This is a genomic window from Variovorax sp. LARHSF232 (assembly GCF_052871435.1).
In genome coordinates this window covers 281,215-302,322 of sequence record NZ_JBIXJS010000007.1, presented here as the reverse complement: position 1 = coordinate 302,322, position 21,108 = coordinate 281,215, and the positions used below count along the sequence as shown (strand labels likewise).

At 66.7% G+C, this 21,108-nt stretch carries 20 protein-coding genes; 11 read left to right on the top strand and 9 right to left on the bottom strand.

Annotated features, from left to right (window positions below; genetic code table 11):
* Positions 1-167 precede the first annotated feature (167 nt).
* The 3 genes from ACIPRI_RS19145 to ACIPRI_RS19135 all read left to right on the top strand — a co-directional run bounded on the left by ACIPRI_RS19145 (position 168) and on the right by ACIPRI_RS19135 (position 3,718).
* Positions 168-647, top strand: a complete 480-nt coding sequence (locus ACIPRI_RS19145; RefSeq protein WP_446623050.1) for a Crp/Fnr family transcriptional regulator — start codon at positions 168-170, stop codon at positions 645-647.
* A 68-nt stretch (positions 648-715) separates the two neighbouring features.
* Positions 716-2,311, top strand: coding sequence for a glucan biosynthesis protein (locus tag ACIPRI_RS19140; RefSeq protein WP_446623049.1), 1,596 nt, complete (start codon positions 716-718; stop codon positions 2,309-2,311).
* A gap of 3 nt (positions 2,312-2,314) precedes the next feature.
* The gene (locus ACIPRI_RS19135) at positions 2,315-3,718 is read left to right on the top strand and encodes an MFS transporter (RefSeq protein ID WP_446623048.1); all 1,404 of its coding nucleotides are present in this window, start codon (positions 2,315-2,317) and stop codon (positions 3,716-3,718) included.
* Between the two features lie 339 nt (positions 3,719-4,057).
* On the opposite strand, the gene urtE is transcribed toward ACIPRI_RS19135, so the two are convergent.
* From urtE to ppk2, 7 genes are all read right to left on the bottom strand, one after another.
* On the bottom strand, positions 4,058-4,750 hold the full coding sequence (gene urtE / locus ACIPRI_RS19130; RefSeq protein WP_446623047.1) for an urea ABC transporter ATP-binding subunit UrtE: 693 nt from the start codon (positions 4,748-4,750) through the stop codon (positions 4,058-4,060).
* Positions 4,751-4,754: 4 nt separating this feature from the next.
* A complete protein-coding gene (gene urtD / locus ACIPRI_RS19125) occupies positions 4,755-5,633 on the bottom strand; it encodes an urea ABC transporter ATP-binding protein UrtD (RefSeq protein ID WP_446623046.1) in 879 nt (292 codons plus the stop codon).
* Positions 5,630-6,880, bottom strand: coding sequence for an urea ABC transporter permease subunit UrtC (gene urtC, locus ACIPRI_RS19120; RefSeq protein ID WP_446623045.1), 1,251 nt, complete (start codon positions 6,878-6,880; stop codon positions 5,630-5,632). The genes urtD and urtC overlap by 4 nt, the downstream gene beginning before the upstream one ends.
* The gene (urtB, locus tag ACIPRI_RS19115) at positions 6,877-8,451 is read right to left on the bottom strand and encodes an urea ABC transporter permease subunit UrtB (RefSeq protein WP_446623044.1); all 1,575 of its coding nucleotides are present in this window, start codon (positions 8,449-8,451) and stop codon (positions 6,877-6,879) included. Before urtB ends, urtC begins: the two co-directional genes overlap by 4 nt.
* 69 nt (positions 8,452-8,520) lie before the next feature.
* Positions 8,521-9,792, bottom strand: coding sequence for an urea ABC transporter substrate-binding protein (urtA, locus tag ACIPRI_RS19110; RefSeq protein ID WP_446623043.1), 1,272 nt, complete (start codon positions 9,790-9,792; stop codon positions 8,521-8,523).
* A 109-nt stretch (positions 9,793-9,901) separates the two neighbouring features.
* A complete protein-coding gene (locus tag ACIPRI_RS19105; protein WP_446623042.1) occupies positions 9,902-10,954 on the bottom strand; it encodes an extracellular catalytic domain type 1 short-chain-length polyhydroxyalkanoate depolymerase in 1,053 nt (350 codons plus the stop codon).
* A 65-nt stretch (positions 10,955-11,019) separates the two neighbouring features.
* Positions 11,020-11,940, bottom strand: a complete 921-nt coding sequence (ppk2, locus tag ACIPRI_RS19100; RefSeq protein WP_446623041.1) for a polyphosphate kinase 2 — start codon at positions 11,938-11,940, stop codon at positions 11,020-11,022.
* A gap of 134 nt (positions 11,941-12,074) precedes the next feature.
* Between ppk2 and ACIPRI_RS19095 the strand changes: the two genes are divergently transcribed.
* The 6 genes from ACIPRI_RS19095 (at position 12,075) to ACIPRI_RS19070 (ending at position 17,339) form a co-directional block, all read left to right on the top strand.
* Complete coding sequence (locus ACIPRI_RS19095; protein ID WP_446623040.1) at positions 12,075-12,929, top strand: 3',5'-nucleoside bisphosphate phosphatase; 855 nt, start codon at positions 12,075-12,077, stop codon at positions 12,927-12,929.
* Between the two features lie 79 nt (positions 12,930-13,008).
* Complete coding sequence (locus ACIPRI_RS19090; RefSeq protein WP_446623039.1) at positions 13,009-13,938, top strand: DMT family transporter; 930 nt, start codon at positions 13,009-13,011, stop codon at positions 13,936-13,938.
* A 2-nt stretch (positions 13,939-13,940) separates the two neighbouring features.
* On the top strand, positions 13,941-14,576 hold the full coding sequence (locus ACIPRI_RS19085) for an L-threonylcarbamoyladenylate synthase (RefSeq protein ID WP_446623038.1): 636 nt from the start codon (positions 13,941-13,943) through the stop codon (positions 14,574-14,576).
* Between the two features lie 44 nt (positions 14,577-14,620).
* Positions 14,621-15,292 (top strand): site-2 protease family protein, encoded by a 672-nt coding sequence (locus ACIPRI_RS19080; protein WP_446623037.1) that lies wholly within the window; start codon positions 14,621-14,623, stop codon positions 15,290-15,292.
* Between the two features lie 37 nt (positions 15,293-15,329).
* On the top strand, positions 15,330-16,652 hold the full coding sequence (locus ACIPRI_RS19075) for a tryptophan--tRNA ligase (protein WP_446623036.1): 1,323 nt from the start codon (positions 15,330-15,332) through the stop codon (positions 16,650-16,652).
* Positions 16,653-16,736: 84 nt separating this feature from the next.
* Positions 16,737-17,339: a LuxR C-terminal-related transcriptional regulator gene (locus ACIPRI_RS19070; protein ID WP_446623035.1), complete on the top strand. Its 603-nt coding sequence runs from the start codon at positions 16,737-16,739 to the stop codon at positions 17,337-17,339.
* A 119-nt stretch (positions 17,340-17,458) separates the two neighbouring features.
* Here the strand turns inward: ACIPRI_RS19070 and shkS are convergent, their stop codons facing one another.
* Together shkS and ACIPRI_RS19060 are read right to left on the bottom strand one after the other, a co-directional pair.
* Positions 17,459-18,895 carry a surface-behavior sensor histidine kinase ShkS gene (gene shkS, locus ACIPRI_RS19065; protein WP_446623034.1) on the bottom strand — a complete coding sequence of 479 codons (1,437 nt, stop codon included), beginning with the start codon at positions 18,893-18,895 and terminating at the stop codon, positions 17,459-17,461.
* 1 nt (position 18,896) lies between these two features.
* Positions 18,897-20,159: a formylglycine-generating enzyme family protein gene (locus ACIPRI_RS19060; RefSeq protein WP_446623033.1), complete on the bottom strand. Its 1,263-nt coding sequence runs from the start codon at positions 20,157-20,159 to the stop codon at positions 18,897-18,899.
* Between the two features lie 104 nt (positions 20,160-20,263).
* On the opposite strand from ACIPRI_RS19060, the gene ACIPRI_RS19055 reads away from it, so the two are divergent.
* Both ACIPRI_RS19055 and ACIPRI_RS19050 read left to right on the top strand, forming a co-directional pair.
* On the top strand, positions 20,264-20,740 hold the full coding sequence (locus ACIPRI_RS19055; protein WP_446623032.1) for an ArsR/SmtB family transcription factor: 477 nt from the start codon (positions 20,264-20,266) through the stop codon (positions 20,738-20,740).
* A complete protein-coding gene (locus ACIPRI_RS19050) occupies positions 20,737-21,096 on the top strand; it encodes an SRPBCC family protein (RefSeq protein WP_446623065.1) in 360 nt (119 codons plus the stop codon). Before ACIPRI_RS19055 ends, ACIPRI_RS19050 begins: the two co-directional genes overlap by 4 nt.
* Positions 21,097-21,108 lie beyond the last annotated feature (12 nt).

Here is a 21,108-nt window from a genome sequence, read left to right as displayed (position 1 = left end):
GCCACGTCCGATCGTCCATCACGACCTTGCGGCTGCTTATCGCCGCAGCCTTGATCGCGACGCTGCCCCGATGTCCGTGCTGCCTGCGCGCAAACGCAAGGCTTCTCTTATGACACAGTAAGACTAGGCCTACACTGTCCGGCCCACACGAGACAGTGGAGCATCGGATGCAGGACTTGCAGCAGATGGCGATCTTCGGCGGCGTCAGCGACGAGGCATTGCAGTTTCTTCTTGCGCGCACGCGCAGGACCGAGCTGGCGGCAGGCAGCTACTTCATGCGAGAAGGCGATACGGGCACCGGCTTGTTCGTGCTGCTGCAGGGCCGCGTGGCGGTGCTGCGGCGCTGGAACGACCGCCAGATGCTGCTGCGCGAACTGGGCCCGGGCGATTGCTTCGGCGAGATGGCCTTGCTGGACCTGGGGCCGCGCAGCGCATCGATCAAGGTGATGCAGGACTGCAGTGCGCTGGAGATGGGCACCGGCCTGTTGCACGAGTTCTTCGAGCACGACCCGCGCCAGTTTGCCCTGATGCAGATGAACATCGCGCGCGAACTGAGCCGGCGCCTGCGCACGACGTTCGATCTGCTGTTTGCTGCCAGCACCCCGAGCGAACGCGACCTGATCGAAGGCATTTTGCGGCGTACCTGAGGCCGCTGGTCGGAATCAGGGTTCTGTCCGACAGGGTGGGCTACGGGAATTCCCTAGACTAGGCGCCCATGCAAAGAAGAACCTTCCTCGGCGCCGCGAGCGCCCTGGCCGTCTCCGGCTGCTCCAACCTCGCCATCTCGCCCGCCGCGCAAGCCGCCGGCCTGCAGCCCTTGGGCCAACCCCATGCCTTCGACTACGCCTGGCTCAAGGGGGCCGCCAGCAACCTCGCCTCGCGCCCCTACGAGCAGCACGGACGGCCCTTGCCGGCCGATGTGGCATCGCTGGACTGGGACCAGTTCCAGTCGATCCAGTTCAAGCCCGACCATGCGCTGTGGGCCGACCGCAAGTTGCAGTTCCAGGTCAAGCTGTTTCACCTGGGCCTGTTCTTCAAGCGCCCGGTGCGCATGTTCGACGTGACCCAGGGCCGCGCGCAGGAGCTGGCTTATGACCCGGCCATGTTCGACTACGGCAAGAGCGGCCTGGACGGCGCGAAGCAGCCGCGCGACCTGGGCTTTGCCGGCTTCCGGGTCAACACGAAGCTGGACAACTTCAAGGGCGACGTGGCGGCCTTCCTGGGCGCCAGCTACTTTCGGGCAGTGGGCACCGAGGGGCAGTACGGCCTGTCGGCGCGCGGCCTGGCGGTCGACACCGCACTGGCGCGCCCCGAAGAGTTTCCGGACTTCACCGACTTCTATTTCGAACAGCCCGATCCGGCATCCAACACGCTGGTGGTCTATGCCCTGCTCGATTCGCCCAGCGTGGCCGGCGCCTACCGCTTTGCCATCACGCCGGGCGAGCCGCTCCTGATGGACATCGACGCCGCGTTGTATGCGCGCAAGCCGATCGAGCGCCTTGGCATCGCGCCTTGCACCAGCATGTTCCAGACCGGCGAGAACGACAAGCGCATGGCCAACGACTGGCGCCCCGAGATCCACGATTCCGACGGCCTGGCGATGAACAGCGGCAGCGGCGAATGGATCTGGCGCCCGCTCAGCAACCCGGCTCGGCTCAGCTTCAACTCCTTTGCCGACAAGGACCCGAAGGGCTTCGGCCTTTTGCAGCGCGACCGCAACTTCGACCACTACCAGGACGACGGCGTGTTCTACGAGAAGCGCCCCTGCCTGTGGGTGGAGCCCAAGGCAGGCTGGGGCGAAGGCGCGGTGCAGCTGGTGCAGATTCCCACCATCGACGAGACCTTCGACAACGTGGTCGCCTTCTGGAACCCGGCGCAGAAGATCCTGCCGGGCAAGGAGACCCTGTTCGGCTATCGCCTGTACTGGGGCTCGCAGCCGCCGATGCGCCCGCCGCAAGCGATCGTGGTGGCCACCCGCGCCGGCGTCGGCGGCATCGTGGGGCAAAAGCGCAAGTACTACTCCTACCGCTTCGCCATCGACTTTGCCGGCGGGTCGCTGGCAACCATCGACTGGAAGACGGCCGAGGTGGAGCCGGTCATCAACCTGTCGAGCGGCCGCGCCGAGATCACCTCGGCCCGGCCCCTGGCTTCGATCAAGGGGGTGCGCGTGATGTTCGACGTGGTGCCCACCGATGGCACCGACCCCATCACCCTGCGTGTGTTCCTCAAGAACGGCGGCCAGTCCTTGAGCGAGACCTGGCTCTACGAATGGGTGCCGCCGGCGCTGGCGGAGCGCAAGCCCGGAGCGTGAGATGTGAGCAGCGAGGTCGCACTTCGCCTCGATCGCCTGCCCTGGTCGCGCTGGCACTGGCGGGTGGTCGCGGCGCTGGGCGTGGCCTGGGTGCTCGACGGGCTCGAAGTCACGCTGGTCGGCTCGCTCGGCGGCGTGCTGGAGCGCGGCGATACGCTGGGCCTGACGGCCACGCAAGTGGGCATCACCGGATCGCTCTATGTGGGCGGCGCGGTGGTCGGCGCGCTCGTCTTCGGCCGCCTGGCAGACCGGCTGGGCCGCAAGCGCCTGTTCCTGCTGACCCTGGCGCTGTATGCCGGTGCCACCTTCTCCACCGCCTTCTCGACCGACTTCGCCTTCTTCGCGCTGTGCCGCTTTGCCACCGGGCTGGGCATCGGCGGTGAATACGCGGCCATCAACTCGGCCATCGACGAACTGATTCCGGCACGCGTGCGCGGGCGAGTGAACCTGGCGATCAACGGCAGTTTCTGGATCGGCGCGGCGCTGGGCGCGGGCTTGAGCCTGGTGCTGCTGGATGCACGGGTGCTCGGGCCGGTGTGGGGCTGGCGCGTGTGCTTCGGCCTGGGCGCGCTGCTGGCCATTGCCATCCTGCTGGTGCGGCGCGACGTGCCGGAAAGCCCGCGCTGGCTGGCCGCGCATGGCCGGGCGGAAGAAGCCCAGCGCATCGTCGACGACATCGAGGCGCAGGTGCGCGCCCAGCACGGCTCGCTCGCCGAGGTGCCATTTTGCGAAGCCGTCAAGCCGCGCGATCCGCCGGGCCTGCGCGAGGTGGCGCACGTGCTGCTGCGCCGCTATCCGCAGCGCAGCGCGGTGGTGCTGGCGCTGATGATTTCGCAGGCCTTTTTCTACAACGCGATCTTCTTCACCTATGCGCTGGTGCTGACCCGCTTCTACGGCGTTCCCGATGCGCAGGTGGCGCTCTACATCTTTCCCTTTGCGCTGGGAAATGTGCTCGGCCCCCTGCTGCTGGGTCCGCTGTTCGACAGCGTCGGGCGGCGCCGCATGATCGCCCTCACCTACGTCTTCGCGGGCATCGGCCTGGCGCTGACCGGCTGGGCCTTCATGCAGGGCTGGCTGGACGCGCGCAGCCAGGCCCTATGCTGGTCGGCGGTGTTCTTCCTCGCCTCGGCGGCCGCCAGCTCGGCCTACCTCACGGTGAGCGAGGTGTTCCCCCTGCAGATGCGGGCGCTGGCCATCGCCATCTTCTACGCGGTGGGGACCGGGATCGGTGGCTTTGTGGCGCCGTGGCTGTTCGGGGCGCTGATCCAGACCGGGAGCCGGGACGCGGTGGCCGCTGGCTATGCCATCGGTGCCGTTCTTGTCATCGGCGCGGGGCTGTTTGCGCTGCGTTACGCGGTGGATGCGGAGCGCAAGCCGCTGGAGGAAGTGGCGCCGCTGTTGGACTGATGCGTTTTGAGGTCGGGGGACGGCAAAGGCCTGTGTGCCCCTGCGCCGGCGCTTCGCTCGGACGGCCGGCGCTGAAGCGCCGGCTCCCCTGCGATGCTCGCGGACCCGGCCCTGCGGCAGAACTCGCGGCGTTCACTTCGTTCACTCTGCTCAAACAGCTGCCGCAAGCTAGAGGTTGAAGCACGCGTGTCCTTCGGCACGCGTGCGGGCCGGGCCCACTGCGCTTCTCGGCGCCCGAGAGGCGCGCCGGCACAGGGGCACACAGGCCTTTGCCGAGACACCGGGCGCTTGATCGGGCGTTGGTTTCGGGTTGATCCACCGCACCGCGCCACCCCAACCCTAAATCGCGACCAACTGACGAACGCCCTGTGACTCCATGTCTTTCCCAAGGCCACGCGCAATGACTTCGCCGCGCTCCATCACGAGGTAATCGTCGGCCAGTTCCTGCGCGAAGTCGTAGTACTGCTCGCACAGGACGATGGCCATGTCGCCGCGGTCGGCCAGCATGCGGATGACGCGGCCGATGTCCTTGATGATGCTGGGCTGGATGCCTTCGGTGGGCTCGTCGAGGATCAGCAGCTTCGGCTTGGGCGCCAGCGCGCGGGCAATGGCGAGTTGCTGCTGTTGCCCGCCCGACAGGTCGCCGCCGCGCCGGTTGATCATCTGCTTCAAGACCGGGAAGAGCTCGAACAGCTCCGGCGGGATCGGCGTGCCGGCGCGCTTGTAGGCCAGGCCCATGCGCAGGTTCTCTTCCACCGTCAGGCGCGAGAAGATCTCGCGGCCCTGCGGCACGAAGCCCACGCCGGCGCGGGCGCGCTCGTAGGGCGTCTTCTTCTGAATCGGCTGGCCGTCGAACTCGATGCTGCCGCTCTTGATGGGCACCAGGCCCATCAGCGACTTCAGCAAAGTGGTCTTGCCCACGCCGTTGCGGCCCAAGAGGACCGTGACCTTGCCCAGGCGCGCTTCGAGGCTCACGTCGCGCAGGATGTGCGAGCCGCCGTAGTACTGGTGAATGTTCTTGACGCTCAACATGGTTCTATCGGCCCAGGTACACCTCGATCACGCGCTCGTCGGCCTGCACTTCGTCGAGCGTGCCTTGCGCCAGCACCGAGCCGTCGCACAGCACCGTGACGATCTCCGAAATGGTCTTGATGAAGCTCATGTCGTGCTCCACCACCATCAGCGAATGCTGGCCCTTGAGCGACAGGAAAAGCTCGGCGGTGCGCGCGGTTTCCTCATCGGTCATGCCGGCCACCGGCTCGTCCAGCAGCAGCAACTTCGGGTCCTGCATCAACAGCATGCCGATCTCCAGCCATTGCTTCTGCCCGTGGCTGAGGTTGCCCGCCATGCGCGACACGCTGCCGGCCAGGTGGATGGTCTCCAGCACCTCGGCCAGCCGGTCGCTCTGCGCCGAATCCAGCTTGAAAAGCATGGAGGCCTTCACCCCCTTGTTGGTCTTGAGCGCCAACTCCAGGTTCTCGAACACGGTGAGGTGCTCGAACACCGTCGGCTTCTGGAACTTCCGGCCGATGCCCAGCTGGGCGATCTCGGCTTCCTTGTGCCGCAACAAGTCGATGGTGCTGCCGAAAAACACGGTGCCCGAGTCGGGCCGCGTCTTGCCGGTGATGATGTCCATCATCGTGGTCTTGCCGGCGCCGTTGGGGCCGATGATGCAGCGCAGCTCGCCCGGCGCGATGTCCAGGCTCAGCTTGTTGATGGCCTTGAAGCCGTCGAAGCTGACGCTCACGTCTTCCAGGTACAGGATGCGGCCGTGGGTGACGTCGACTTCGCCACCTTCAACCACGCGGCCGAAGCCGGCGGCACGGCCACCCGATTCGGTTTGAAGCAGCGGATCGCCGGCATGAAAGTGGCGCGCCACGCGCTCGGCGCCGGCGTCCATCAGGTCGGGCGTCATGCGCGGGCTCCCTTCGCGTCGGCGGCGAGCGGCGGCAGGGCACCGGGCTCCACGCCCTCTTCTGCAGCCAGCGCGCGGCGCCCTCGGCGCACGTCTTCGCTAGCGGCTGGCGGTGCAGGCCGTGTGGCCTCCACCTTGGCCGGCGCACGCCAGCGGGCGGCCAGCTTCTTCACCAGGCCGACGATGCCGTCCGGCAGGAACAGCGTGACGGCAATGAAGAGCGCGCCCAAAAAGTACAGCCAGAACTCCGGCGCCGCCACGGTGAGCCAGCTCTTGGCGCCGTTGACGATGAAGGCGCCGACGATCGGCCCCACCAGCGACGCCCGCCCGCCCACCGCAGTCCAGATCGCGATTTCGATGGATGCGGCCGGGCTCATCTCGCTCGGGTTGATGATGCCCACCTGCGGCACGTACAGCGCCCCAGCCACGCCGCACATCATGGCCGAGATGACCCAGATGGTGAGCTTGTAGGGCAGCGGGTTGTAGCCCGAGAACATGACGCGGGTCTCGGCATCGCGGATGGCCTGCAGCACGCGGCCGAACTTGCTGCCGATCAGCCATTTGGCAAAGAGGAAGAAGCCCAGCAAAGTGAGGCCGGTGAGCACGAACAGGGTCATGCGCATTTCCTGCGTGGCCGCCGGAATTCCCAGGATGCGCTTGAAGTCGGTGAAGCCGTTGTTGCCACCAAAGCCCGTCTCGTTGCGAAAGAAGAGGAGCATGGCCGCGAAGGTCATGGCCTGCGTGATGATCGAGAAATACACGCCCTTGATGCGCGAGCGGAAGGCGAAGAAGCCGAACACGAAAGCCAGCAGACCCGGTACCGCCACGATCAGGATCAGCGTGGCGACGAAGCTGTCGGACAGCGCCCAGTGCCAGGGCAGTTCCTTCCAGTCCAGGAACACCATGAAGTCCGGCAGCTCGCTCTTGTAGTTGCCGTCGCGGCCGATCTGCCGCATGAGGTACATGCCCATCATGTAGCCGCCCAGCGCGAAAAAGAGGCCATGGCCCAGCGACAGGATGCCGGTGTAGCCCCAGATCAGGTCCATGGCCAGTGCGCAGATGGCGTAGCACATGATCTTGCCGACCAATGCCACGGCGTAGTCGCTCATGTGGAAGGCACTGCCGGCCGGCACCCACAGGTTGAGCAACGGCGCCAGTGCGCACAGCGCGATCAGCGCGACGAAGAAGGCCGTCCAGCCTTTGCCGCCCAGCAGCGGCCCCTTGGATGGAAGTGCGACCCGACTCATGCTTCAGCGCTCCGACCTTTCACCGCAAAGATCCCTTGCGGGCGCTTCTGGATGAAGATGATGATGAAGACCAGCACCGCGATCTTCGCGAGCACCGCGCCGGACCAGCCTTCGATGAATTTGTTGAGCACGCCCAGGCCAAGCGCCGCATACACGGTGCCGGCGAGCTGGCCGACGCCGCCCATCACCACCACCATGAAGCTGTCGACGATGTAGCTCTGGCCCAGGTCGGGCCCCACGTTGCCGATCTGCGAGAGCGCGCAGCCGGCCAGGCCGGCGATGCCCGAGCCCAGCGCGAAGGCGTAGGTATCGATGCGCGCCGTGTTGACACCCATGCACGAGGCGATCGGCCGGTTCTGCGTTACGCCGCGAACAAACAGGCCCAGGCGGGTGCGGCCGATCAGGTAGCCCATGGCCAGCAACACCAGGGCGGCGAAGATGATGATGCCGATGCGGTTCCAGGGCAGCGTCACGTTGGACAAGAGCCGCAGGCCGCCGCTCATCCAGGCCGGGTTCTCCACGCCCACGTTCTGCGCGCCGAAGATCGAGCGCACCAGCTGCTGCAACATCAGGCTGATACCCCAGGTGGCCAGCAGGGTCTCCAGCGGCCGCCCGTAGAGGAAGCGGATCACCCCGCGTTCCAGCACCGCGCCCACCAGCGCCGAGGCGCAGAAGGCCACGGGAATGGCCGCCACCAGGTACCAGCCGAACATCGATGCCGGCAGCCAGGCCTGAAAGATGCCCTGCATCACGTAGGTGGCGTAGGCGCCGATCATCATCAGCTCGCCGTGTGCCATGTTGATCACGCCCATCAGGCCGTAGGTGATGGCCAGGCCCAGCGCGGCCAGCAGCAGCACCGAGCCCAGGCTGACGCCGCTGAAGATGGCGTTGAGCCGGTCGCCCCAGACCAGCGAGGCATCGATGTTCTGGATGGACGCGGTGATGGCGTTCTTCACCGCCGCGTCGCTCTCCTCGGCCAGGCGCTGGTTCAGCAGCAGCTTGGTCTCGGGGTTGCGGTTGCTGCCCAGTTCCTTGGCGGCCGCCAGGCGCTTGGCCGGGTCGGCGCTACCCAGCAGGCCGGCGGCGCGCACCAGTTCCAACTGCGCCTTGATCTTCGGGTTGGTCTCGGCGGCCAGCGCCTTGTCGACCAGCGGCACGCGCGATTCGTCGGGCTCCTTGAAAAGGGCCTGCGCGGCGGCCAGGCGCACCGCGTCGTCCTTGCTCGCGAGTTGCAGCGCGGCCTGCGCGGCTTCCAGCGCGCCGCGCATCAGGTTGTTGTTGACCACGTCCTGCGCGTCGTCCGGCAGCTTCAGTTCCGTGCCGCTGACCGGATCGAAGGCCTTGTCGTCCTTGATGAGGTAGACCTTGTCCTCGGTGAACTTCACCGCGTCGTCCGACATGGCCTGGATGAAGGCCGCGGTCTTGTCGTCGGCGTTGGCGACCGCCTTGTTGAGGGCAGCGACGCGCTCCTCGGTATCGCCCGAGGCAATGGCCTTGGCTTCGTCGCTGGTGAGCGCGTGGGCCGCGGAGCCCAGCATCAGACCGGCAGCCAAGAGGTATCTGAGAAACATGCTTCGCGGATCAGAATTGAAAAGATGGTCCCAAAACGAAGCGGCGCGCCGTAGCGCGCCGCTTGCTGCTTACATCGACTTTCCGGCGGGGTAGTCGGGCTTCCTGTCGTTGCCTTCGATGTACGGGCTCCAGGGCTTGGCCTTGACCGGTTCCTTGGTCTTCCAGACCACGCTGAACTGGCCGTCGGCCTTGATCTCGCCGATGAACACGCTCTTGTGCAGGTGGTGGTTCTTCTCGTCCATCTTGCTGACGATGCCCGAGGGCGCCTTGAAGGTCTGGCCGGCCATGGCGGCGATGACCTTGTCGGTGTCGGTGCTCTTGGCCTTCTCCACCGCCTGCTTCCACATGTTGATGCCGATGTAGGTGGCTTCCATCGGGTCGTTGGTCAGCGGCTTGTCCTTGTGGCCGGGAATGTTCTTGGCCTTGGCGTAGTCGCTCCACTTCTTGATGAACTCGGTGTTGGTCGGGTTCTTGATCGACATGAAGTAGTTCCAGGCGGCCAGGTGGCCCACCAGCGGCTTGGTGTCGACGCCGCGCAGCTCTTCCTCACCCACCGAGAAGGCCACCACCGGCACGTCCTTGGCCTTCAGGCCGGCGTTGCCGAGCTCCTTGTAGAAGGGCACGTTGGAGTCGCCGTTGATGGTGGACACCACCGCCGTCTTGCCGCCGGCCGAGAACTTCTTGACGTCGGCCACGATGGTCTGGTAGTCGCTGTGGCCGAAGGGGGTGTACTTCTCGTCGATGTCCGAGTCCTTCACGCCCTTGCTCTTGAGGTAGGCGCGCAGGATCTTGTTGGTGGTGCGCGGGTAGACGTAGTCGGTGCCCAGCAGCACCCAGCGCTTGGCGCCGCCGCCTTCCTTGCTCATCAAGTAGTCGACCGCGGGAATGGCCTGCTGGTTCGGTGCGGCGCCGGTGTAGAAGACGTTTTTGCTGAGTTCTTCGCCCTCGTACTGCACGGGGTAGAACAAGAGGCCGTTCATTTCCTCGACCACCGGCAGCACCGATTTGCGCGACACCGAGGTCCAGCAGCCGAAGATCACGGCGACCTTGTCCTGGCCCAGCAGCTGCTTGGTCTTCTCGGCAAACAGCGGCCAGTTGGAGGCCGGGTCGACCACCACGGGCTCGAGCTTCTTGCCCATCACGCCGCCCTTGGCATTGATCTCGTCGATGGCCATCAGCACGGTGTCCTTGAGCACCGTTTCCGAGATGGCCATGGTGCCCGACAGCGAGTGCAGCACACCCACCTTGATGGTGTCGGCCGCCTGGGCGCTGATGCCCATGGAGGCTAGTGCGACAGCGGCCGTCAGCGCCTTGAGGGTGAATCGACGTTGTGGGTGCATGAGAGTCTTCTCCGGTTGTGTTGATCCAAAGCTGGTGGACCGGAGTCTGCGCACGCGCCCCTCTGCCGAAAATACGCCCGGTGGCGTACAGGCCTGGCTGGCCTCGTCTCTACTTCTTCGTCGATTCGCGAAAGGCCCGCTGCGCGAAAGCCCAGACCATGCGCGTGGCGTCTGGGCCGCGTGGATCGCTGAAGGGCTGGCTGCCCAGGCCGCCGCTCCACGTATGGCCCAGGCCGTCGATCTCGCAGACGCTCACCATGGTGCGGCCCAGGCGCCGGAAGTCGGTCAGGCGTGCTGGGTAGCGCTGGCCCCGCTGCAGCACCCGCGCCGTGCCCGGCCGCGCCCCGGTGGCGGTGGCCCACACGCTGGCGATGTTGTCGGCGTTGTCGATGGCCACCACCTCATCGGCATCGCCATGCAGCACCAACAGCGGCGGCAAGGTGGTGAACTGGGCCGCCGCGCCCATGGCCTTGCCGACGGCGGTGGTGAACACCGGTGGCATGTGCCTGCCGCGCATCGCGCCCAGGGCCGTGCTGGCCGATTTGGCGGCGCCCGGCGCCACGCCCGAATGGACCGCCACTGCCTGGAAGCGCGCCGGATGGCGCGTTGCCACCAGCGCCGCCATGCTGGCCCCCGCCGAGAGTCCGGCGATGGCGACCCGGTCGCGGTCCGCCGGGTAGAGCAGCATGACCTGGTCGACCGCCGCCACGATGGTGGCGACCTCGGCGTCGGCCTTGCCGGAACGGCGCTCGAACCAGTTCCAGCAGCCGTGCGCGTTGGCCATGCGGTCCTGCTCCGGGTAGAGCACCAGGAAGCGCTCGCGCGCGGCCAGCCGGTTCATGCGCGTGCTGACGGCAAAGTCGCGCCCGGTCTGGCCGCAGCCGTGCAGCATGACCATGAGCGGCAGCTTCTCGCCCGGCGCCAGGACCAGGTCGGGCGGCCGGTACAGGTGAAAGCGCCGCGCGCCGGCGGGCCCGAGCGCCACGCCGGGCAGCCAGTCACCCGGGCCGGGCGGCGGCCGGTTGATCTGCGCCGCGGCGCGCTGCACCTGGCCGGCCAGCCGCTTGCCACCGGTCAGGGTGGCGCGCGTCATCGCTTTCAGGTTGCGCTGATAGGCCTTGGCGAAAACGGAAGCAGGCGAAGTGGACGAACGGCGAACCATGAATGTGCGTCGATACCGACGGATCGATGCACCTTAGCAGCTTCCGCGCCCGGGCCGGCCGCGGGTCAATAGACCTCCGGCACCATCATTTCGTCGGGCACCGGGTTGCGCAGGTAGTCGGCATTGCGCACCCGCGCCGGCAGTACGACGGGCGGATGATCCACCTCTTGATAGGGCATCTGCTGCAGCAGGTGATGAATGCAGTTCAGCCGGGCCTTCTTCTTGTCGACCGCCTGCACCACCCACCACGGCGCTTCGGGGATGTGCGTGCGGTCCAGCATGGTTTCCTTGGCCTTGGTGTACTCCTCCCACAGGCGCCGGCTTTCCAGGTCCATCGGGCTGAGCTTCCATTGCTTGAGCGGGTCGTGGATGCGGCCGAGAAAGCGCATGTGCTGCTCGTCGTCGGTGATGGAGAACCAGTACTTGATGAGACGGATGCCCGAGCGCACCAGCATGCGCTCGAACTCGGGCACGCTGCGGAAGAACTCCTCATACTCCTCGTCGGTGCAAAAGCCCATGACGCGCTCGACGCCGGCGCGGTTGTACCAGCTGCGGTCGAACAGCACCATTTCGCCAGCGGCGGGCAGGTGCGCCACGTAGCGCTGGAAGTACCACTGCGTGCGCTCGCGGTCGTTCGGCGCCGGCAGCGCCGCCACCCGCACCACGCGCGGGTTGAGGCGCTGCGTGATGCGCTTGATGACCCCGCCCTTGCCGGCCGCGTCGCGCCCTTCGAACAGGATCACCACCCGCTGGCCGGTGTGCTGCACCCAGTCCTGCAACTTGACCAGTTCGGCCTGCAGGCGGAACAGTTCGCTGAAGTAGAGGCGCCGCGCCTCCTTGTTGCCGGCGTCGCTCACCACGCCGGATTCGTCGATCTCGCGGTCCTCGAGTTCGAGCTCGATCTCTTCGTCATAGCTGTCGACCAGATCGCGCGCAATGCGCTCCATCATTTCGTTCTGGCCACCGGTGAAATTGGGCAAGGTCATGGTTCGTTCGGCGGTTCAAAAGGGGAAAACGAATCATGTGTCGATCACGTGACTTGGGGGTGACAGAGTGTTTTGCCTTCGCGTGTAGGAGGCGTCGGCGGGCGAGCCCCTCCCAGAAAGAATAAGATCGAAGCGTGACTTCCATCCTGAATGCCGACCTGCACTGCCACTCCGTGGTGTCCGACGGCACGCTCACTCCGGAGGAACTGGCGGCACGCGCCGCCGCCAACGGGGTCGAGTTGTGGTCGCTCACCGACCATGACGAGATCGGCGGCCAGCATCGCGCCGCTGCTGCGGCCAAGGCCAACGGCCTCAAGTACCTCACCGGCACCGAGATCTCCGTCACCTTCGCCAACGAGACGGTGCACATCGTCGGCCTGGGCTTCGACCCGGACGATGCCGCGATGCGCCAGGGCCTGTACGACACGCGCGGTGGGCGCGGCCGGCGGGCAGAGGAGATGTCCGAAGGCCTGGCCCGGGCCGGCATCCACGGCGCCTACGAAGGCGCGCTCAAGTTCGTCGGCAACCCGGAGCTCATCTCACGCACCCACTTTGCGCGCTTTTTGGTCGAAGGCGGCTGGTGCCGCGACACCAACGAGGTGTTCAGGAAGTACCTCACCGAAGGCAAGCCGGGCTATGTGCCGCATCGTTGGGCCAACCTCAAGGATGCGGTGCACTGGATCAGTGATGCCGGCGGCGTCGCCGTCATCGCGCACCCGGGCCGCTACCGCTTCACCGCCAACGAAGAGTACGCGCTCTTCCTCGAGTTCAAGGCCCACGGCGGCCGCGCCATCGAGGTCGTGACCGGCAGCCACAGCCCGCCCGAGTTCCAGGAATACGCCGACAAGGCCCTCGAGTTCGGCTTTGCCGCCTCGCGCGGCAGCGACTTTCACAGCCCCAACGAAAGCCATTGCGACCTGGGCCAGCTGCCATGGCTGCCCGGCAATCTGCAGCCGGTGTGGGAGCTGCTGGAGAGTCGTATCCAGTGAGCGCCGCACGGCCGCCCGAAGGCGCGAAAGCCCCCTCGGGGGGCAGCGAGGACACGGCAGTGCCGAGCGTGGGGGCTGCGTGAGCGCCGTAGAGCCTGCGCCGCGGGGCGCACGGGATCTCGCTTCCGAACGCGTCCTGGCCGGCATCGGCCTGGTGCTGCTGGCCACGGCCTGCTTCGCCACCCTCGACACCGCCACCAAGCTCTCCACCGCCGCCGTGCCGGTGATCATGGGCGTGTGGTTCCGCTACGTCTTTCAGGCGGTCACCATGGCGGCGGTGCTGCTGCCGCGACACGGACTGGCGGTGTTGCGCACGGCGCATCCCAAGTACCAGATCTTGCGCGGCGCGCTGCTGCTGGTGTCCAGCAGCCTGGCCTTCCTGAGCCTGCGCTACATGCCGATGGCCGAGTTCACCGCCATCGTGCTGGTCGTGCCGCTGGTGGTCACCCTGCTGGCCGCCACCCAGCTCAAGGAACAGGTCTCGCCGCTGCGCTGGGGCCTGGTGGCCGGCGGCTTTGCCGGCACGCTGATCATCCTGCGACCCGGGGGCGATGCCTTCAGCTGGGCCACGCTGCTGCCGGTCGGCCTGGTGGTCACCAATGCCTGGTTCCAGGTGCTCACCAGCAAGCTGGCGCAGACCGAGAACCCGCTGACCATGAACTTCTACAGCGGCTGGGTCGGCGCCGCCATCGCGTCGCTGGCCCTGCCCTTCGCCTGGACCGCGCTGCCCTCCTGGCACTGGTGGGCGCTGCTGTGCCTCATGGGCTTCATGGGCACGGTGGGCCACTTCATGCTGATCCTGGCCTTCCAGCGCGCGCCGGCGTCCACGCTCACGCCCTACCTCTATGCGCAGATCGGCTTTGCCATGCTGGGTGGCTGGCTGGTGTTCTCGCGCGTGCCGGACGCCGTGTCGCTGATCGGCATCGGCCTCATCGCCATCTGCGGCGCCGCCGGTGCCTGGCTCACCGTCAAAGAACGCCGCCTGCCGATCGAGCCGGCAGAATCCTGACCATGGCCCAATACTTCGAAGTCCATCCCGACAACCCGCAGCAGCGCCTGCTCAAGCAGGCGGCTGCGCTGCTGGCGCGCGGCGAGGTGATCGCCGTGCCCACCGATTCCAGCTATGCGCTGGCCTGCCACCTGGACGACAAGGACGCGGTCGAAAAGCTGCGGCGCATCCGCCAGGTCGACGACAAGCACCACCTCACCCTGCTGTGCCGCGACCTGAGCGAGCTGGCCAACTACGCGCGGGTCGACAACAAGCAGTACCGCCTGCTCAAGTCCGCCACGCCCGGCCCCTACACCTTCCTGCTCGAGGCCACCAAGGAAGTGCCGCGCCGCGTTAGCCATCCACAACGCAAGACCATCGGCCTGCGCGTGCCCGAGCACCGGGTGCTGAGCGAACTGCTGATGCTGCACGGCGAAGCCCTGCTTGCCACCACCCTGATCGCGCCCGGCGAGACCGAGGCGCTGAACGACGCGCAAGCGATTCGCGAGCGCTTCGAGAAACAGGTAGGCGGCGTGATCGACGCCGGCGCCTGCCCCTCGCAGCCCACCACGGTGGTCGACCTCACGCCCATGGGCGACGGTGGCGAGCCGGTCGTGGTGCGCCTGGGCCGTGGCCCCTTATCGGCCCTGGGCCTCTAAAGCCCCGTCCGGGGTGCTTGGTGGCGCTCTGAGACAATCCCCAGGTGGATATCAATCAACTCGTTCAAACCGTCCTGATCTACGCCCTGCCCGTGCTCTTCGCGATCACGGTGCATGAAGCGGCCCACGGCTATGTGGCCCGCTACCTGGGCGACAACACGGCCTACGTTCTTGGGCGGGTCACGCTCAACCCGATCAAGCACATCGATCCGATCGGCACCATCCTGATGCCGCTGCTGCTGTACTTCGCGACCTCGGGCACCTTCCTGTTCGGTTATGCCAAGCCGGTGCCGGTGCAGTTCGGGCAGCTGCGCCATCCCAAGCGCGACATGATCTGGGTGGCGCTGGCCGGCCCGGCATCCAATTTCGCGCAGGCCATCCTGTGGGCAATGCTGCTGGTGGGCCTGCTGGCCTTCGGCATCCAGGAGCCGTTCTTCGTCAAGATGTGCCAGGCCGGCGTGCTGGTCAACCTGGTGATGTGGGCCTTCAACCTCTTTCCGCTGCCGCCGCTCGATGGCGGCCGCGTGCTGGCCGGCCTGCTGCCGCGTGGCGGCGCGCAGGAGCTGCTGGCGCGCATCGAGCCCTTCGGTTTCTTCATCGTGATGGGCCTGGTGATCGCCGGGGTGGTCGGCACCTGGTGGCTGCGTCCCTTGATGAACTTCGGCTACGAAGCGATCAACCTGCTTCTGACCCCGTTCGCCGCGCTGCTGCGTTGAAGTTGTTGTTTGCTGTTCTGAGACTGTTCTCCTCCCCATGGCCTCGTCCCCTTCGATCACCCGCTACCTCACCGGCATCACCACCACCGGCACGCCGCATCTGGGCAACTACGTCGGCTCGGTGCGGCCCTCGGTGCAGTTCAGCCGGCACGACAACGTCCAGAGCTTCTACTTCCTGGCCGACTACCACGCGCTCATCAAGTGCGACGAACCGGCGCGCATCCAGCGCTCCACGTTGGAGATCGCCGCCACCTGGCTGGCCTGCGGGCTCGACCCGGAGCGCGTCACCTTCTACCGCCAGTCCGACATTCCCGAGATTCCCGAGCTCACCTGGTTCCTGACCTGCGTCAGCGCCAAGGGCATGCTCAACCGCGCCCATGCCTACAAGGCCGCCGTGGACAAGAACCTGGCGAAGAACGAGGACCCGGACAACGACGTCAGCGCGGGCCTGTTCATGTACCCGGTGCTGATGGGCGCCGACATCCTGATGTTCAACGCCCACAAGGTGCCTGTGGGGCGCGATCAGGTGCAGCACCTGGAGATGACGCGCGACATCGCGCAGCGTTTCAACAACCTGTATGGCGAGCACTTCACCCTGCCCGAGGTGGTGATCGACGATGCAGTGGCCCTCTTGCCCGGCCTGGACGGGCGCAAGATGAGCAAGAGCTACGACAACACCATTCCGCTCTTCACGCCGCGCCCGCAGTTGCAGAAGCTGATCGCCGGCATCGTCACCGACTCGCGCGCGCCGGGCGAGCCCAAGGACACCGAGGGCTCGGCCCTGTTCCAGATCTACCAGGCCTTTGCCAGCGAGGACGAAACGCAGGCGCTGCGCGGCGCCTACGCAGAGGGCATTGCCTGGGGCGACGCGAAACAGTTGCTGTTCGAACGCATCGACCGGGAAATCGCCCCGCTGCGCGAACGCTACGAGACGCTGATGGCCGAGCCGGCCCAGATCGAGGCCACCCTGCTGGCCGGCGCCGAGAAGGCGCACGCCCTGTCGCAGCCCTTCATGTCACGTTTGCGACAGGCAGTGGGCCTGCGCAGCCTGGCCACGGGCGCCAAACCCGTCGCAAAGGCCGCCAAGTCAACAAAATCCACCAAGGCTGGTTTCAAACAGTATCGCGAGCGCGACGGTTTGTTCTATTTCAAGCTGCTGGATGAACAAGGAAGTACGCTTTTGCAGAGCCGCGGCTTCCAGACGCCGCAGGAAGCGGGCCGCGTTATAGGCGAGATGCAACAACTTCCTCACGATTTGGTGAATTCTTTCGCGGATCGACTGGAACCCGTCGACAATGAGGTTGCGCTTGCAGCATCCAAAGTGCTAGAAGCGCTCGCCAAGGCAACTGGCGATCAGTAAAGGGATAGGAAAACGCGCCACCCCCGAAAAACAACAACAAAGGGTCCTGCCAGATTTGGCGCATAAGCATTGAATTGAACAAGCATGAGCATTTACGTCATCGACGACCACCCCCTGATGCGTGACGCCATCGTCATGGTGCTGCGCCGCCTGCGTCCCGCCGAAAACATCGTCGAACTCGAGCGCCTCGACCGGCTCGCCGCCGCTGTCCGTCAGCACGGCACGCCCGACCTCTTCTGCCTGGACCTCAAGCTGCCCGACACCACGGGCGTTTCTGGCGTCCTGGCCGTCAAGAACAGCTACCCCGGCATTCCGATCGCGGTGTATTCCGCCTCGCCGGCAGCCGACATGGAAGAGGCCTGCATCGAAGCCGGCGCCGACATCTACATCGAGAAGTCGGCAGGCTCGGCCGAGCTCACCGCCGCCCTGCGCGGCCTGCTGTCGGCCGACGACGAACGTGAAGACGTGACGCCGGCCAGCAGCGGCAAGCTGTCCAAGCGCCAGACGCAGCTGATCGCCATGCTCGACAAGGGCATGAGCAACCGCGAGATCGCCACCCAGCTGGAGATCAGCGAGCACACGGTGAAGGTGCACCTGTGGCGCCTGTTCCGCCGCCTTGGCGTGAAGAGCCGCACGCAGGCGCTGCACCACGCGCGCAACCACGGTTTGCTTTCAACGAACGTTTAGCCTCCCGGCTTCTCACTCCGCTTCGCTGCGTGTAGTTCGCCACCTCCCGGGGAGGGGACCACACCAACGGCCTGGCAAAGCCAGTTCCGTGGTGTGTGGCTTGAAGGGCGCCCGTCCGGCTAACCGACGGCGCCGGAGATTCGGGTCTGGGCCTGCGCCTCGTCGGCGTCGTGCAGGGCCACGCGGAAGACGCTGCCGCGCCCGAGCCTTGAGCGCACGCTCACCGGGTGGCCCAGCGCGTGCGACAGCCGCGCCACGATGGCCAGGCCGAGGCCGAAACCGTCCGATGTGCCGGCGTGGTCGGCCACCTTGTAGAACTCCAGGAACACGTCGCGCAGGTGTTCGCGCGCAATGCCGATGCCGGTGTCCCACACCTCCACACGCAGGCCTTCGCTGGTCTGGCGCGAGGCGATCAGCACGCCGCCTTCCGGCGTGTACTTGATGGCGTTGGCGATCAGGTTGCCGATCATGCGGCGCACGCGGATCGGGTCGGTCAGCACGGTGCCAGCGCGCGCATGCACACGAAAGCTCAGGCCCTTGGCCTCGGCCACGGGGCGGTATTGCAGCTCCAGGTCGTGCAAGAGCTGCTTCACGTCGACCCGCTCGATGTGCAGGCGCACCTGGCCCGAATCGATGCGCGCCAGGTCGAACAGCGAATCGAACAGCGCGTTCACCGCATGGGTGGCGCGCACGATCTTTGGCGCAATCTCCTGCACCAGCTCGGGCTCGTTGCGCAGCCAGTCGGCGTAGAGCGACAGGGCCAGCACGGGCTGGCGCATGTCGTGCGCGGCGCTGGCCAAAAAGCGGTTCTTCATCGCCACCGCCGCCACCGCCGCCTGCCGCTGCTGGGTGAGCGAGTTGATCAGGATGTGGTTGTGATAGAGCAGCTCGAAGCTGTTGCGCGCCGTCTCGTGGATGCGCCGGCCGGCACGCAGCAGCATCCACCAGTGCAGCAGCGGCAGCGCCAGGAAGCCGTAGTTGAAATGCGGATTGCTCAGGTCCATCTGCAGCACCCGCAGCGACACGCAGGCCAGCATGGTGATGAACAGCGTGTTGACGTAGCGGTACAGCAGCGGCGGATGCAGCGACAGGCCATTGAGCGGGAAGGTGGCCACGCCGGCCACGATGAGCCAGCTCATGAACTGGTTCATCAGCGGCGTGCGCTCGAAGAAGATCAGCACCGACAGGCCCCAGACGAAAGCGCTGGCGCTCCACAGCGGGTGGTAGCGCTCCATGAAGCGCTGCTGCGCCGCCGAATCGCGCGCCGCGTATTGCGACGTGTAGACCCGTTCGCCCCAGACGCGAAAGCCCGTCGCCACCGCGCCGAGCGTGAGCCAGACGAAGAGCTGCCAGGCCGGCACATGCCCCCAGCTGAGGGAGATCATGGCCGGCATCAGGGCGGCGGCCAGCAGGTAGGAGCCGCGCGCGGCGCGCATCAGGCTGCGGATGAGCTCGCCGCGGACCCATGGCTCCGCCTCGTCCGCCATGGCAGGCGCCGGGGTCAGGCTGGCGAAGGAGGAATTTCCCAGGCCGGCAAATGCTGAACTTCCGCGCACGTCAGCCGCCACGCGAAGCTGAAAGCGCCGCCGGCGCAGCCGCAGCGGCTTGCGATTTTTGCCGCGCCGCCCAGGCCGCGTCGTCCATCACCAGGCGAAAGCCCAGGTGCGACATGCTCGTGTACGGGTCGGTGCCGCGGCGCGCACTGGGCCGATAACTCATGCAGAAGTCCTCGTTGCACAAAAAGGAGCCGCCGCGCGTCACGCGCTTGGGGGCGTTGGCCGGCACGCCGGGCTCGTCGGGATCGAAACTGTCTTGCGGGCCGCGCGGGTTGTCGGCCAGCTTGGCTGCGGCAGCCTCGCGCTTGAACTGGTCGGCCCGGTACCAGTCGGCCACCCACTGCCAGGCGTTGCCCGTCATGTCGTACAGGCCGTAGCCATTGGCCGGGAAGGTGCCGGCCGCGTTGGTGCCGATGGCACCACCCGCCTTTGCGCTCACCACCGGAAATTGGCGTGGCTGCTGGCCCTGCCAGACATTGGCCATCTGCTGCTTGCCGGGCGTGAACTCCTCGCCCCAGGCGTAGGTGGCCTGCTCCAGGCCGCCGCGCGCGGCGAACTCCCATTCGGCCTCGGTCGGCAGGCGCTTGCCGGCCCACTTGGCAAAGGCCAGCGCATCGGCATGGCTCACCTGCACCACGGGATGATCGTCCTTGCCCTCGATGCTGCTGCCGGGGCCTTGCGGATGGCGCCAGTCGGCGCCCGGCACATAGCGCCACCAGCGCGAGAAGTCGCTGTAGTCGACCACGGCCGGCGTGCCGACAAAGACCATGGCGCCGGGCACCAGGGCGCTGTCCGGCGGACGTGGCGTGCCGGGCGGCACCTGCACCCGGATGGTTTCCCAATCGGGCGGCAGCTCGGCGGTGGTCTTGTAGCCGGTGGCCTCGACGAAGCGCCGGAACTGCGCGTTGGTCACGTGCTGGCGGTCCATCCAGAAGCCCGGAACGCGGGCCTGATGCGCCGGTTTCTCGTTCGGCTGCGCCAGCTTGCTGTCGCTGCCCATCAGGAACTCGCCGCCGGGCACCCAGGCCATGCCCTCGGGGCCGGACTTGCCATCGCCCAGGCGCACTTGCGGCGTCTTTTGCGCGGGGGTTCCGGTCAGCAGCAGCACGCCGCCGTAGCCCGCCGCGGCGCAGGCCACGACAGCCGCTCCCACCAGCCACGTGCGACGACTCGGCGCCGTCGGCGCAGCAGCTGGCGGCTGGGCCGGTTGCGAGGGCCGGCTGTCGGCTTTTTTGGGGCGCGGATGGGGCTTGCCTCGAGTCATCCCCGCACTTTAGCAAGAGCGCGCCTTTGTTCGAACGACCGTGCACAAATTGCATGCAGACATCCGGGTTGACAGGTCGCGCAAATCCCTTAATACTGAACCCAATGGTTAAGTTTTCCATCCCCGAAGAAAAACACGCGGCCGACCTCGACCGCGTGTTCGCCGCATTGGCCGACCGCACGCGGCGCGACGTTCTGCTTACCCTGGGCGATGGCGAGCGCAGCGTGTCGGAGCTGGCGCAGCCGCATGGCATGTCGCTGCCCGGCTTCATGAAGCACCTGCGCGTGCTGGAAGACGCCGGCCTGATCGCTCGCGCCAAGGAAGGCCGGGTGGTTCGCTGCGAACTGTCTGCGCAGCCCCTGCAGGAGGCCGCCGTGTGGTTGTCGCGCTATGAGAAGTTCTGGGCCGCGCGTTTCGACGCGCTGGGCCGCTTCCTGTATCACCAGAAGGAGTTGTCACCATGGCCCGAGACGCCACCAGCCCCGCCGCCCGCGAGCGCCCCGCCCTCCGGCTCCAGCGGCACTACGACGAAGTCACGCCCGAACAAGTCTGGCAGGCCTGGACCGACCCGAAAGCGCTGAGCGTCTGGTTCAGCCCGGGCGAAGACAACTCGGTGGTCCATGCCCGCACCGACGTGCGGGTGGGCGGCAGTTTCTGCGTGGCCTTTCGCATGGCCAACGGCGACGAACACGAGGTGAACGGCATTTACCGCGAGGTGCTGCCGGCCAGCAAGCTGGTCTTCACCTGGACCTGGCGCAGCGCGCCCGAGCGCGAATCGCTGGTCACGCTGCGGCTGGCACCGACGGCGACCGGCACCCGGATGGACTTCCTGCACGAGCAGTTCCGGGACGAGGCCGAGCGCGACGACCACGAGGGCGGCTGGCTGCCCACCATCGACAAGCTGGGGCGCTTTCTTGCACGCGCCACCCATGCATGAACGAATGAATGA

What these genes read in the sequence shown, in the direction of transcription:
- ACIPRI_RS19145 (WP_446623050.1), top strand. Translation starts at nt 168, where the DNA reads ATGCAGGACTTGCAGCAGATGGCGATCTTCGGCGGCGTCAGCGACGAG.
- ACIPRI_RS19140 (WP_446623049.1), top strand. Translation starts at nt 716, where the DNA reads ATGCAAAGAAGAACCTTCCTCGGCGCCGCGAGCGCCCTGGCCGTCTCC.
- urtE (WP_446623047.1), bottom strand. Translation starts at nt 4,750, where the DNA reads ATGTTGAGCGTCAAGAACATTCACCAGTACTACGGCGGCTCGCACATC.
- urtD (WP_446623046.1), bottom strand. Translation starts at nt 5,633, where the DNA reads ATGACGCCCGACCTGATGGACGCCGGCGCCGAGCGCGTGGCGCGCCAC.
- urtC (WP_446623045.1), bottom strand. Translation starts at nt 6,880, where the DNA reads ATGAGTCGGGTCGCACTTCCATCCAAGGGGCCGCTGCTGGGCGGCAAA.
- urtB (WP_446623044.1), bottom strand. Translation starts at nt 8,451, where the DNA reads ATGTTTCTCAGATACCTCTTGGCTGCCGGTCTGATGCTGGGCTCCGCG.
- urtA (WP_446623043.1), bottom strand. Translation starts at nt 9,792, where the DNA reads ATGCACCCACAACGTCGATTCACCCTCAAGGCGCTGACGGCCGCTGTC.
- ACIPRI_RS19105 (WP_446623042.1), bottom strand. Translation starts at nt 10,954, where the DNA reads ATGGTTCGCCGTTCGTCCACTTCGCCTGCTTCCGTTTTCGCCAAGGCC.
- ppk2 (WP_446623041.1), bottom strand. Translation starts at nt 11,940, where the DNA reads ATGACCTTGCCCAATTTCACCGGTGGCCAGAACGAAATGATGGAGCGC.
- ACIPRI_RS19085 (WP_446623038.1), top strand. Translation starts at nt 13,941, where the DNA reads ATGGCCCAATACTTCGAAGTCCATCCCGACAACCCGCAGCAGCGCCTG.
- ACIPRI_RS19075 (WP_446623036.1), top strand. Translation starts at nt 15,330, where the DNA reads ATGGCCTCGTCCCCTTCGATCACCCGCTACCTCACCGGCATCACCACC.
- ACIPRI_RS19070 (WP_446623035.1), top strand. Translation starts at nt 16,737, where the DNA reads ATGAGCATTTACGTCATCGACGACCACCCCCTGATGCGTGACGCCATC.
- ACIPRI_RS19060 (WP_446623033.1), bottom strand. Translation starts at nt 20,159, where the DNA reads ATGACTCGAGGCAAGCCCCATCCGCGCCCCAAAAAAGCCGACAGCCGG.
- ACIPRI_RS19055 (WP_446623032.1), top strand. Translation starts at nt 20,264, where the DNA reads ATGGTTAAGTTTTCCATCCCCGAAGAAAAACACGCGGCCGACCTCGAC.